Origin of the sequence: Escherichia sp. 20412-1, from assembly GCF_003027595.1 — a bacterium.
Taxonomy (GTDB): Bacteria; Pseudomonadota; Gammaproteobacteria; order Enterobacterales; family Enterobacteriaceae; genus Escherichia; species Escherichia marmotae.
The window spans coordinates 1-13078 of record NZ_PYQM01000036.1 but is presented as its reverse complement, the minus strand read 5'-3'; the positions used below and the strand labels follow the sequence as shown (position 1 = coordinate 13078).

The 13078-nt window shown below is 50.7% G+C and carries 9 protein-coding genes; 8 read left to right on the top strand and 1 reads right to left on the bottom strand.

Annotation, left to right across the window (positions count from 1 at the left end; all coding sequences use genetic code 11):
* Positions 1–534 precede the first annotated feature (534 nt).
* Genes C7B16_RS18895 through C7B16_RS18885 form a run of 3 tightly spaced genes read left to right on the top strand, consistent with a single transcriptional unit; the run spans position 535 to position 2113 of the window.
* The gene (locus C7B16_RS18895; RefSeq protein ID WP_000206974.1) at positions 535–864 is read left to right on the top strand and encodes a YqcC family protein; all 330 of its coding nucleotides are present in this window, start codon (positions 535–537) and stop codon (positions 862–864) included.
* Positions 864–1646 carry a tRNA pseudouridine(65) synthase TruC gene (truC, locus tag C7B16_RS18890; RefSeq protein ID WP_085449196.1) on the top strand — a complete coding sequence of 261 codons (783 nt, stop codon included), beginning with the start codon at positions 864–866 and terminating at the stop codon, positions 1644–1646. The genes C7B16_RS18895 and truC overlap by 1 nt, the downstream gene beginning before the upstream one ends.
* A 17-nt stretch (positions 1647–1663) precedes the next feature.
* Positions 1664–2113: a flavodoxin gene (locus tag C7B16_RS18885; protein ID WP_000807727.1), complete on the top strand. Its 450-nt coding sequence runs from the start codon at positions 1664–1666 to the stop codon at positions 2111–2113.
* A 267-nt stretch (positions 2114–2380) separates the two neighbouring features.
* Here the strand turns inward: C7B16_RS18885 and barA are convergent, their stop codons facing one another.
* Positions 2381–5137 (bottom strand): two-component sensor histidine kinase BarA, encoded by a 2757-nt coding sequence (gene barA, locus C7B16_RS18880; protein ID WP_000186435.1) that lies wholly within the window; start codon positions 5135–5137, stop codon positions 2381–2383.
* A gap of 56 nt (positions 5138–5193) precedes the next feature.
* On the opposite strand from barA, the gene rlmD reads away from it, so the two are divergent.
* From rlmD to eno, 5 genes are all read left to right on the top strand, one after another.
* Complete coding sequence (gene rlmD, locus C7B16_RS18875; protein WP_000046776.1) at positions 5194–6495, top strand: 23S rRNA (uracil(1939)-C(5))-methyltransferase RlmD; 1302 nt, start codon at positions 5194–5196, stop codon at positions 6493–6495.
* Between the two features lie 47 nt (positions 6496–6542).
* A complete protein-coding gene (gene relA / locus C7B16_RS18870; RefSeq protein WP_000226792.1) occupies positions 6543–8777 on the top strand; it encodes a GTP diphosphokinase in 2235 nt (744 codons plus the stop codon).
* Positions 8778–8872: 95 nt separating this feature from the next.
* Positions 8873–9664, top strand: a complete 792-nt coding sequence (gene mazG, locus C7B16_RS18865) for a nucleoside triphosphate pyrophosphohydrolase (protein ID WP_085449195.1) — start codon at positions 8873–8875, stop codon at positions 9662–9664.
* A gap of 227 nt (positions 9665–9891) precedes the next feature.
* A complete protein-coding gene (gene pyrG, locus C7B16_RS18860) occupies positions 9892–11529 on the top strand; it encodes a glutamine hydrolyzing CTP synthase (RefSeq protein WP_000210856.1) in 1638 nt (545 codons plus the stop codon).
* Positions 11530–11616: 87 nt separating this feature from the next.
* On the top strand, positions 11617–12915 hold the full coding sequence (eno, locus tag C7B16_RS18855; RefSeq protein ID WP_000036723.1) for a phosphopyruvate hydratase: 1299 nt from the start codon (positions 11617–11619) through the stop codon (positions 12913–12915).
* The last annotated feature ends 163 nt before the right edge of the window (positions 12916–13078 follow it).

Here is a 13078-nt window from a genome sequence, read left to right as displayed (position 1 = left end):
ATTTGATATTTTGATTTGAAATCAATTGCTTATTGTTGTTTTTTCGACTTTCATATGAAATTATCCTTAAGGCATTGTCTGTAAGCTCCTTGTAAGACGCAGTGAAAAAGACGATTCTATCTTCGTCGACAGGGAGTCAGACAATGAAGTGAACATCAGGATGATGACACTTCTGAAGGACACGCCAGGATGGTGTTTCAGGGAAAGGCTTCCGGATGAAGCGAAGAGGATAACGCAGGACGCGTTAAAGGACACCTCCAGGATGGAGAATGAGAACCGGTCAGGATGATTCGGTGGGTCAGGAAGGCCAGGGACACTTCAGGATGAAGTATCACATCGGGGTGGTGTGAGCAGGGAGCAATAGTTCAGGATGAACGATTGGCCGTAAGGCTAAAGGAAAAGTTGTCAAGGATGAGCAGGGAGCAACAAAAGTAGCTGGAATGCTGCGAAACGAATCGGGAGCACTGTGAATACAGTGCTCCCTTTTTTTATTCCTGCTATTCTTCGCGGCAGTTTTTTACTTGAGGCTGCTTTATGACTACTCATGACCGCGTTCGTTTCCAGTTGCAGGCGCTTGAAGCGCTGCTGCGTGAACATCAGCACTGGCGCAATGATGAACCCCAGCCGCATCTATTCAACAGTACCCAACCGTTTTTTATGGACACCATGGAACCGTTGGAGTGGTTGCAGTGGGTGCTTATCCCGCGGATGCACGATTTATTAGATAACAATCAGCCATTACCAGGGGCATTTGCTGTGGCGCCGTACTATGAAATGGCGCTGGCGACGGATCACCCGCAACGAGCGCTTATTCTGGCGGAGCTGGAAAAGCTGGATGCCCTTTTTGCGGATGATGCTAACTGATGTTGGAAATACTCTACCAGGATGAATGGTTGGTGGCGGTAAATAAACCGTCCGGCTGGCTGGTCCACCGTAGCTGGCTGGATCGCGACGAGAAAGTTGTGGTGATGCAAACTGTGCGTGACCAGATTGGTCAGCATGTTTTTACCGCGCATCGTCTGGATCGCCCGACTTCTGGCGTATTGCTGATGGGGTTATCCAGTGAGGCAGGGCGACTGTTGGCGCAACAGTTTGAACAGCACCAAATCCAGAAACGTTACCATGCGATTGTGCGTGGCTGGCTGATGGATGAGGCGGAGCTGGATTATCCGCTGGTAGAAGAACTGGACAAAATCGCTGATAAATATGCCCGCGAAGATAAAGATCCACAGCCAGCGGTAACGCATTATCGCGGTCTGGCGACGGTGGAAATGCCTGTGGCGACTGGACGTTACCCGACCACGCGCTATGGCCTGGTGGAACTGGAGCCGAAAACTGGACGTAAACACCAACTACGCCGCCATCTGGCCCATTTGCGTCATCCCATCATTGGGGACAGCAAACACGGCGATTTGCGCCAGAACCGCAGCGGGGCTGAACATTTCGGCCTGCAGAGGTTAATGCTACATGCCAGCCAGTTGTCATTGACGCATCCTTTTACTGGTGAGCCGCTCACTATTTACGCGGGGCTGGACGACACCTGGATGCAGGCGTTATCACAGTTTGGTTGGCGCGGTCTACTTCCTGAAAATGAAAGGGTTGAGTTCAGCGCGGCATCCGGTCAGGATGGTGAGATGAGTTCCTAATCCAGGGAGAAAACGGTATGGCGGAAATTGGTATTTTTGTTGGCACCATGTACGGCAACGCATTGTTAGTTGCAGAAGAAGCGGAAGCCATTTTGTCCGGGCAAGGACACAAAGCAACGGTATTTGAAGATCCAGAGTTAAGTGACTGGCTACCCTATCAGGACAAGTACGTACTGGTAGTCACCTCGACCACCGGGCAGGGCGACCTTCCTGACAGCATTGTGCCGCTCTTTCTGGGAATAAAGGATAACCTCGGTTTCCAGCCGAACCTGCGTTATGGCGTGATTGCCCTTGGCGACAGCAGTTATGTGAATTTCTGCAATGGTGGCAAACAGTTCGATGCTTTGTTGCAGGAACAAAGCGCGCAGCGGGTAGGGGAAATGCTGCTGATTGATGCCAGCGAGACCCCGGAACCAGAAACGGAATCAAACCCGTGGGTTGAACATTGGGGCACGCTGTTGTCCTGAGTCCTCGCTATTTTTGCTGATATACCTAATGGTCGGCAAAATATTGTTTTAGCGATGCTGAATCGAATTTTTTCAGGCAAATGCCAGTAAATGTGCCTTCTTAAGGGGCATTTTTACTAGCGTTTGCCTGGAGTCAAGTGAACCACTTCATATGATGTTGTAGACATGGCAAGGCGTTCTCGCCGCATTCGGCATAAACACAGGTACTTGCCACCAATCTGAAACCGGCTTCATAAAGAAGCCGGTTTTTACTCGACAAGAGGTTTATTAACCGAGAATTTTACTGGCTTCGCGCGCCACATTATCCATCTCGTCCAACAGTTCCAGTAGCTCCGGCTCCAAATCTTCTTCTTTAGTACCGTTGCGTAGCTGTTGTTCGATTAGTTGGCAGAGATTCTTCATTCGCGGTACGCCGCTATAACCGCAACTGCCATGCAGTTTATGGATCAAATCAACCAGGCCTTCCGGGTTTTCTCCAACCAATTGTTCTTCAACTTTGTTGCGAACTTCTGGCAGGAAATCGAGCAACATTTGCAGCATATCGCGCGCCAGATCGTTTTTTCCTGCAGCCTGGCGCAGTGCCAGTTGCCAGTCGAGAGTCGCATTCTGATTCACCACAATTTCGTTCACTTCTGGCGTCACGACGCGAGAAGAAATGCCACTGCCGGGCTTGTAACGTAACAGCAAATTATGCAACCGCTCTTCTTCAATCGGTTTCGCCAGATAATCGCTCATTCCCGCGCCAAGCAGTTTCTCTTTTTGCCCGGCCATCGCGTGCGCCGTTACCGCGATAACTGGTGTTTGCTGCTGATGCGGGAGCTGGTGAATGAGTTCACATGCCCGAATGCCGTCCATATCCGGCATTTGAATATCCATTAAGATTAAATCGAACGGCATCTGTTTCGCCCGTTCAACCGCCTGATGTCCGCTATCGCACAGCTCAACATGCTGCACCATATCTTCCAGCAATGCGCCGATAAGTTTCAGGTTTGCCGGATTATCATCAACAGCCATAACCGTCATTGCCAGCTTACTTTCATCGGTAACAGGCAAAAGTGTGTTTTGCTTTTGATGACAAAATTCCGTCAGTACAGGCAACAAACGTGTAGGCGTCAGGGGTTTCAGCAGACACGCGCCGATACCATCTTGCTTGAGCTTTTCGGCATTGACCTGTGCATGGCACGGAAGTGCCAGCATCAGAAAATCGGTCATTGACACCGCTTGCGCCAACCGCTCATGCTGCATCGTCAGCGGTTCGCGGAAGGTTACCGCAATCCCTAACAAAATCATGTCGTAATGTGCAGGAGGCAGCGCGGAGAACGTTGGGCTATAAACCACTTCCAGCGGTGTTTCGCTTAAAATATCCAGCGTGCACTGGGCGGCTGCAGAGTTCGGTTCGACATAAGCCAGGCGTTTACCCGCGAGGCACTGAGTGGATGGCCCTTCGATAATAATATTCGGGTTCAGATCGAGATTAATATGGAACCAGAAGGTTGAACCACGATTCGGCTGGCTATGGAACGAGATATCGCCGCCCATTTCATTGACCAGTTTTTGCGTAATCACCAGCCCCAGCCCGGTGCCGCCATGACGGCGTGAAATACTGGCATCTGCCTGTCTGAAGGCCTGGAACAAACGCGATTGATCACGTTCAGGAATACCAATGCCGGTATCACGGATCTGCACTTCAATCTGTACTTTGGTATTACTCAGCGCACGTTTTTCTACCAGAATGTCGATGTTGCCATTCTCGGTGAATTTAATCGCATTCCCCACCAGGTTAGTGATTATTTGCTGTAAACGCAGCGGGTCGCCAATGACGTTATCGGGCACGTCGCTCTTAATATTGAGCGTTAATTCCAGTCCTTTATCGTGAGAAGAATGCGCCAGTAGCGTTACCACTTCATCCAGCGTGCTGCGTAGTGGGAATGGAATACTTTCCAGAATCAGCTTGCCTGCTTCCAGTTTTGAGAAATCGAGAACATCATTAATAATTGCCAGCAAATTATTTGCCGAGCGTTCAATAGTATTGAGGTGATCGCGCTGCGTTGGTGTTAATTCTGTTTTCAACGTCAGGCGGGTAAAACCAATAACGCCATTCAACGGTGTACGCAGCTCATGCGACATGTTTGCCAGAAACTCTGACTTAATACGCGCCGCTTCCTGGGCGCGTTTTTTCGCCAGATCCAGTTCAACGTTCTGAATTTCCATCTGTTCCAGCGTTTCACGCAGATCGGACGTCGCCTGGTCGATATTGTGCTGCATCTCTTCGTGATAAGCCGCCAGCGACATTGCCATCGAGTTGATGCCATTTTTCAGCATATCCAACTCTCCGAGCATAAATCCTTCCACCCGACTGTCGAGTTGCCCTCGGCGGATGCGGTCGACGGTATTCACCATGTTGCGAATTGGGCCGGTTACATCGCGCATTAAGCGCCAGCCAAAAATAAGCGCGATACCAATACAAAACAGCATCATCACGCTAGAAATAAAGATCTCTTTATATTGCTGCAAGCGCACTGATTTAAGATCCAGCTCAAGAGCAATATATCCCAACATATTTTGACTATTTTTGGCATCGCTGCTGGGTGATTCGTCGGGAGAATAACTCTCAGAAATAATCGGCGTGCGCAGGATCATAATATCGCCATCACGTGTGACAGTAAGTTGGCGCGGAAATGGCACGTTGCTGCCGAGCTGCATTGATGAAGGATCAAGATGAAAATTGGAGGTGACAAAAAGTCGGTTATTTTCATCATAAACCGAAATGGCACGAACAATATCGGAATGGCGACGATGCAAAACGCTGATCAATTGACCAATAGATTCGCGATTTTGCAGGCTCATGCCATATTCCGTTGAAACCGCAAGCGGCTCAATAATGCTGGCACCGGCATCTTCCAGTTGACGCTGCAAGTCGTTATAGCGATGCACGACGAAAAAGATGCTAAGCAATAAACCAATAAGGACGGTCGGTGCCAGGATCAGAATCATCATGCGTGCGCGCAGGCTGTAGTTGGTCATGGAGTTCCGTTATGGGACAATTAAGGTCACACTGTTAAATTGAGAAAGTCTCGCCAATGGCGCAATTCTACTCTGCAAAACGACGCGCGACGACGCGTCAGATCATAACCGTTTCAGTCAACGACCTCGACTCTTTTGGTCAGGGCGTGGCGCGACATAACGGCAAAGCGTTATTTATTCCTGGATTACTACCGCCGGAAAACGCGGAAGTTACTGTTACTGAAGATAAAAAACAGTACGCCCGCGCTAAGGTCGTGCGCAGGTTAAGCGACAGCCCGGAACGCAAAACGCCACGCTGCCCTCATTTTGGCGTATGCGGCGGCTGTCAGCAACAACACGCCAGCGTCGAACTCCAGCAGCGTAGCAAAAGCGCAGCACTCGCCCGGTTAATGAAACACGACGTCTCTGAAGTGATCGACGATGTCCCCTGGGGTTATCGCCGTCGCGCGCGTTTAAGTCTGAACTATCTACCGAAAAAACAACAACTCCAGATGGGATTTCGCAAAGCGGGTTCCAGTGACATTGTCGACGTTAAACAATGCCCTATTTTAGTGCCCCAACTTGAAGCGTTGTTGCCCAAAGTCAGGGCATGCCTGGACAGCTTACAAGCTATGCGCCATCTTGGTCATGTTGAACTGGTGCAGGCAACCAGCGGCCTGCTGATGATTTTACGCCATACCGCACCGCTAAGTTTGGCAGATCGCGAAAAACTGGAACGCTTTTCGCATTCTGAAGGCCTGGATCTGTATCTCGCCCCCGATAGTGAGATACTCGAAACCGTCTCTGGCGAGATGCCCTGGTATGACTCAAACGGGTTGCGCTTAACCTTTAGTCCGCGTGATTTTATTCAGATCAATGCGGGTGTGAACCAGAAAATGGTGGCGCGAGCGCTGGAGTGGCTGGATGTTCAGCCTGATGATCGTGTGCTGGATCTGTTCTGTGGTATGGGCAATTTTACGCTGCCGTTAGCGACCCGTGCGGCAAGTGTTGTTGGTGTGGAAGGGGTTCCGGCGCTGGTGGAAAAAGGCCAGCAGAACGCGAGTCTTAATCGCTTACATAATGTGACGTTTTATCACGAAAATCTTGAAGATGATGTCACAAAGCAGCCGTGGGCAAAAAACGGCTTTGATAAAGTGTTGCTGGACCCGGCGCGTGCTGGTGCAGCAGGCGTTATGCAACAAATTATAAAACTGGAACCTATTCGTATAGTTTATGTATCCTGTAACCCTGCGACGCTGGCTCGGGATAGCGAGGCGTTATTAAAAGCAGGATATACCATTGCGCGGTTGGCGATGCTGGATATGTTCCCACACACGGGGCATCTGGAATCGATGGTACTTTTCTCGCGCGTTAAATAGTTACGATTTGCTGATTTCAGCAGGTCAGGTCCCTAAAGGAGAGGACGATGGTTGCGGTAAGAAGTGCACATATCAATAAGGCTGGTGAATTTGATCCGGAAAAATGGATCGCAAGTCTGGGCATTGCCAGCCAGAAGTCGTGTGAGTGCTTAGCCGAAACCTGGGCGTATTGTCTGCAGCAGACGCAGGGGCATCCGGATGCCAGTTTGCTGTTGTGGCGTGGTGTCGAGATGGTGGAGATCCTCTCGACATTAAGTATGGACATTGACACGCTGCGGGCTGCGCTGCTGTTCCCTCTGGCCGATGCAAACGTCGTCAGCGAAGACGTACTGCGCGAGAGTGTCGGTAAGTCGGTCGTTAATCTTATTCACGGTGTGCGCGATATGGCGGCAATCCGCCAACTGAAAGCAACGCACACCGATTCTGTTTCCTCCGAACAGGTCGATAACGTTCGCCGGATGTTGCTGGCGATGGTCGATGACTTCCGTTGCGTGGTCATCAAACTGGCGGAGCGAATTGCCCATCTGCGCGAGGTAAAAGATGCGCCGGAAGATGAACGCGTGCTGGCGGCAAAAGAGTGCACCAATATCTACGCGCCGCTGGCGAACCGTCTTGGGATTGGGCAACTGAAATGGGAACTGGAAGATTACTGCTTCCGTTACCTCCACCCGACCGAGTACAAACGTATTGCAAAACTGCTGCATGAGCGCCGCCTCGACCGCGAACACTACATTGAAGAGTTTGTGGGGCATCTGCGTGCAGAGATGAAAGCTGAAGGCGTTAAAGCTGAAGTGTATGGACGCCCAAAACACATCTACAGCATCTGGCGCAAAATGCAGAAAAAGAACCTCGCCTTTGATGAGCTGTTTGATGTTCGTGCGGTGCGTATCGTCGCGGAACGTTTGCAGGATTGTTACGCCGCGCTGGGCATAGTGCACACTCACTATCGCCACTTGCCGGATGAGTTCGATGATTACGTTGCGAACCCGAAACCGAACGGTTATCAGTCTATTCATACCGTAGTGTTGGGGCCGGGCGGCAAAACCGTTGAGATCCAAATCCGCACCAAACAGATGCATGAAGATGCAGAGTTGGGTGTTGCTGCGCACTGGAAATACAAAGAAGGCGCGGCTGCTGGCGGCGCACGTTCGGGACATGAAGACCGGATTGCCTGGCTGCGTAAACTGATTGCGTGGCAGGAAGAGATGGCTGATTCTGGCGAAATGCTCGACGAAGTACGCAGTCAGGTCTTTGATGATCGGGTATATGTGTTTACGCCGAAAGGTGATGTTGTTGATCTGCCTGCGGGATCAACGCCGCTGGATTTCGCTTACCACATCCATAGTGATGTCGGGCACCGCTGCATCGGGGCAAAAATTGGCGGGCGCATTGTGCCATTCACCTACCAGTTGCAGATGGGTGACCAGATTGAAATTATCACCCAGAAACAGCCGAATCCCAGCCGTGACTGGTTAAACCCAAACCTGGGTTATGTTACAACCAGCCGCGGGCGTTCGAAAATTCACGCCTGGTTCCGTAAACAGGATCGTGACAAAAATATTCTGGCAGGACGGCAAATCCTTGACGACGAACTGGAACATTTGGGGATCAGTCTGAAGGAAGCAGAAAAATATCTGCTGCCGCGTTACAACTTCAATGACGTCGACGAGTTGTTGGCGGCGATTGGTGGCGGGGATATCCGTCTCAATCAGATGGTCAACTTCCTGCAATCGCAATTTAATAAGCCGAGCGCCGAAGAGCAGGACGCCGCCGCACTGAAACAGCTTCAGCAAAAAAGCTATACACCACAAAACCGCAGTAAAGATAACGGTCGTGTAGTGGTAGAAGGCGTGGGCAACCTGATGCACCACATCGCGCGTTGCTGCCAGCCGATTCCTGGCGATGAGATTGTCGGTTTCATTACCCAGGGCCGCGGGATCTCCGTACACCGCGCCGATTGCGAACAACTGGCGGAACTGCGCTCCCATGCGCCGGAACGAATTGTTGACGCGGTATGGGGCGAGAGCTACTCCGCTGGTTACTCGCTGGTGGTTCGCGTGCAGGCCAATGATCGTAGTGGATTGTTGCGTGATATCACCACTATTCTCGCCAATGAGAAGGTGAATGTGCTTGGCGTTGCCAGCCGCAGCGACACGAAACAGCAACTGGCGACCATCGATATGACCATTGAGATTTATAACCTGCAAGTGCTGGGGCGCGTGCTGGGTAAACTCAATCAGGTGCCAGATGTTATCGATGCAAGACGACTGCACGGGAATTAATCTTACATAGCCGGATATGGCGTCAGCCGTATCCGACGATATCCTTTACTCGAAGGTGTTACACCTGACAGACCCGCAATTTTCAGGACATTCCAATGAATCAAATCGACCGTTTGCTCACTATCATGCAGCGTCTTCGTGACCCGGAAAACGGCTGTCCGTGGGACAAAGAGCAGACATTCGCTTCTATTGCACCTTATACCCTTGAAGAAACTTATGAAGTGCTGGATGCCATTGCCCGCGAAGACTTTGACGATCTGCGCGGTGAACTGGGCGATTTGCTGTTCCAGGTGGTGTTTTACGCGCAAATGGCCCAGGAAGAAGGGCGCTTTGACTTTAATGATATTTGCGCGGCGATCAGCGATAAGTTAGAGCGCCGCCATCCGCATGTTTTTGCTGACAGTTCTGCCGATAACAGCAGTGAAGTTCTTGCCCGTTGGGAGCAGATCAAAACCGAAGAGCGCGCGCAGAAGGCGCAACATTCAGCGCTGGACGATATTCCTCGCAGTTTACCGGCCTTAATGCGTGCGCAAAAAATCCAGAAACGCTGCGCCAACGTTGGCTTCGACTGGACGACGCTTGGCCCGGTGGTCGATAAAGTTTACGAAGAGATTGACGAGGTCATGTACGAGGCGCAGCAGGCTGTAGTGGACCAGGCTAAACTGGAGGAGGAAATGGGCGACCTGCTGTTTGCGACGGTCAATCTGGCCCGCCATTTAGGGACGAAAGCAGAGATTGCGCTACAAAAAGCTAACGAAAAATTTGAGCGTCGTTTTCGCGAAGTGGAGCGGATTGTTGCCGCGCGTGGACTGGAAATGACAGGTGTTGACCTCGAAACAATGGAAGAAGTCTGGCAGCAGGTAAAACGGCAGGAAATTGATCTCTAAGGAAATTACACGGTCAAGCGCGATTTGTGTCATTTTTTAAATGACAAGCGCTTGATTTGCGTCAAAAACATTTACCCCAAAGGGGCTATTTTCTCACTCCTGATTTCAATTGTGCGCTGGCGAAGAGGAGGGATAATGAAAGTTTGTGGCACAGGTCATGTTCGGGTATACTGCTTTCCCGTCCTGGTTATTCCATCGTCTTTTCAACCTAACTTCTCAGGTTCAGCATGACAACGAACTATATTTTTGTGACCGGCGGGGTCGTATCCTCTCTGGGTAAAGGCATTGCCGCAGCCTCCCTCGCAGCCATTCTTGAAGCCCGTGGCCTCAATGTGACCATCATGAAACTGGATCCGTACATCAACGTCGATCCAGGTACTATGAGCCCAATCCAACACGGGGAAGTGTTCGTTACTGAAGACGGCGCTGAAACCGACCTGGACCTGGGGCACTACGAGCGTTTCATTCGCACCAAAATGAGCCGCCGCAACAACTTCACCACGGGTCGTATCTATTCTGACGTTCTGCGTAAAGAACGCCGTGGCGACTATCTGGGCGCAACCGTACAGGTTATCCCGCACATTACTAACGCTATTAAAGAACGCGTTCTTGCCGGCGGTGAAGGCCACGACGTGGTTCTGGTCGAAATCGGCGGTACTGTCGGTGACATCGAATCCCTGCCGTTCCTTGAAGCGATTCGCCAGTTGGCTGTTGATATTGGTCGTGAACACGCGCTGTTCATGCACCTGACCCTGGTGCCGTACATGGCTGCGTCTGGTGAAGTCAAAACCAAGCCGACTCAGCACTCTGTAAAAGAGCTGCTTTCTATCGGCATCCAGCCTGATATCCTGATTTGTCGTTCAGATCGCGCCGTTCCGGCGAACGAACGTGCGAAGATTGCATTGTTCTGTAATGTTCCGGAAAAAGCGGTTATTTCTCTGAAAGACGTCGATTCTATCTATAAAATTCCAGGCCTGTTGAAATCTCAGGGGCTGGACGATTATATTTGTAAACGATTCAGCTTGAACTGCCCGGAAGCTAATCTGTCCGAATGGGAACAGGTTATCTTTGAAGAAGCGAATCCGGTAAGTGAAGTCACTATCGGTATGGTCGGCAAGTACATTGAACTGCCGGACGCTTATAAATCCGTGATTGAAGCACTGAAACACGGCGGGCTGAAAAATCGTGTTAGCGTCAACATCAAACTGATCGATTCACAAGATGTTGAAACACGCGGTGTTGAAATCCTTAAAGGTCTGGATGCGATCCTCGTACCTGGCGGTTTCGGTTACCGTGGCGTAGAGGGCATGATTACTACCGCGCGCTTTGCGCGTGAGAACAATATTCCTTATCTGGGTATTTGCCTGGGTATGCAGGTGGCGTTAATTGATTACGCTCGCCATGTTGCCAACATGGAGAACGCCAACTCTACGGAATTTGTGCCAGACTGTAAGTACCCGGTTGTGGCGCTGATTACCGAGTGGCGTGATGAAAACGGCAACGTTGAAGTTCGTAGCGAGAATAGCGATCTCGGTGGCACCATGCGTCTTGGCGCGCAGCAGTGCCAGTTGGTTGACGATAGCCTGGTTCGCCAACTGTACAATGCGCCGACAATTGTTGAACGTCATCGTCACCGTTACGAAGTCAACAACATGCTGTTGAAACAGATTGAAGATGCAGGTCTGCGCGTTGCGGGCCGTTCCGGGGATGATCAGTTGGTCGAGATCATCGAAGTTCCGAATCACCCGTGGTTCGTGGCTTGTCAGTTCCATCCGGAGTTTACTTCTACTCCACGTGATGGCCACCCGCTGTTTGCTGGCTTTGTAAAAGCCGCCAGCGAGTTCCAGAAACGTCAGGCGAAGTAAGTAAAAAAGTTAGAACGGCAACGCGTACCCAGGGTACGCGTTGTTTGTCTGGAGTTTTAGTTTAACTAGTGACTTGAGGAAACCCTAATGTCCAAAATCGTAAAAATCATCGGTCGTGAAATCATCGACTCCCGTGGTAACCCGACTGTTGAAGCCGAAGTACACCTGGAGGGTGGTTTCGTCGGTATGGCGGCTGCTCCGTCAGGTGCTTCTACTGGTTCCCGTGAAGCACTGGAACTGCGCGATGGTGACAAATCCCGTTTCCTGGGCAAAGGCGTAACCAAAGCTGTTGCTGCGGTTAACGGCCCGATCGCTCAGGCGCTGATTGGCAAAGATGCCAAAGATCAGGCTGGCATTGACAAGATCATGATCGACCTGGACGGCACTGAAAATAAATCCAAATTCGGCGCAAACGCAATCCTGGCTGTATCTCTGGCTAACGCCAAAGCTGCCGCGGCTGCTAAAGGTATGCCGCTGTACGAGCACATCGCTGAACTGAACGGTACTCCGGGCAAATACTCCATGCCGGTTCCGATGATGAACATCATCAACGGTGGTGAGCACGCTGACAACAACGTTGATATTCAGGAATTCATGATTCAGCCGGTTGGCGCGAAAACTGTGAAAGAAGCCATCCGCATGGGTTCTGAAGTTTTCCATCACCTGGCAAAAGTTCTGAAAGCGAAAGGTATGAACACTGCTGTTGGTGACGAAGGTGGCTATGCGCCGAACCTGGGTTCCAACGCTGAAGCTCTGGCTGTTATCGCTGAAGCTGTTAAAGCTGCTGGCTATGAACTGGGCAAAGACATCACTCTGGCGATGGACTGCGCAGCTTCTGAATTCTACAAAGACGGTAAATACGTTCTGGCTGGCGAAGGCAACAAAGCTTTCACCTCTGAAGAATTCACTCACTTCCTGGAAGAACTGACCAAACAGTACCCGATCGTTTCCATCGAAGATGGTCTGGACGAGTCTGACTGGGACGGTTTCGCATACCAGACCAAAGTTCTGGGCGACAAAATCCAGTTGGTTGGTGACGACCTGTTCGTAACCAACACCAAGATCCTGAAAGAAGGTATCGAAAAAGGCATCGCTAACTCCATCCTGATCAAATTCAACCAGATCGGTTCTCTGACCGAAACTCTGGCTGCAATCAAGATGGCGAAAGACGCTGGCTACACTGCAGTAATCTCTCACCGTTCTGGTGAAACTGAAGACGCTACTATCGCTGACCTGGCTGTTGGTACTGCTGCAGGCCAGATCAAAACGGGTTCTATGAGCCGTTCTGACCGTGTTGCTAAATACAACCAGCTGATTCGTATTGAAGAAGCTCTGGGCGAAAAAGCACCGTACAACGGTCGTAAAGAGATCAAAGGCCAGGCATAAGTCTGACTTTATCTGATTTAAAAATGCCAGCCTTCGGGCTGTAATGCCGATCAGTTAAGGATCAGTTGACCGATCCAGTGGCTGTGTAAGAATCCGGAAACGCTCACTCGTTTCCGGATTTTTTTATGCACATTGGACAGGCCCTTGATCTGGTATCCCGTTA

Coding starts and splice junctions, on each gene's coding strand:
- eno (WP_000036723.1), top strand. CDS start 11,617: ATGTCCAAAATCGTAAAAATCATCGGTCGTGAAATCATCGACTCCCGT.
- relA (WP_000226792.1), top strand. CDS start 6,543: ATGGTTGCGGTAAGAAGTGCACATATCAATAAGGCTGGTGAATTTGAT.
- C7B16_RS18885 (WP_000807727.1), top strand. CDS start 1,664: ATGGCGGAAATTGGTATTTTTGTTGGCACCATGTACGGCAACGCATTG.
- pyrG (WP_000210856.1), top strand. CDS start 9,892: ATGACAACGAACTATATTTTTGTGACCGGCGGGGTCGTATCCTCTCTG.
- truC (WP_085449196.1), top strand. CDS start 864: ATGTTGGAAATACTCTACCAGGATGAATGGTTGGTGGCGGTAAATAAA.
- mazG (WP_085449195.1), top strand. CDS start 8,873: ATGAATCAAATCGACCGTTTGCTCACTATCATGCAGCGTCTTCGTGAC.
- C7B16_RS18895 (WP_000206974.1), top strand. CDS start 535: ATGACTACTCATGACCGCGTTCGTTTCCAGTTGCAGGCGCTTGAAGCG.
- rlmD (WP_000046776.1), top strand. CDS start 5,194: ATGGCGCAATTCTACTCTGCAAAACGACGCGCGACGACGCGTCAGATC.
- barA (WP_000186435.1), bottom strand. CDS start 5,137: ATGACCAACTACAGCCTGCGCGCACGCATGATGATTCTGATCCTGGCA.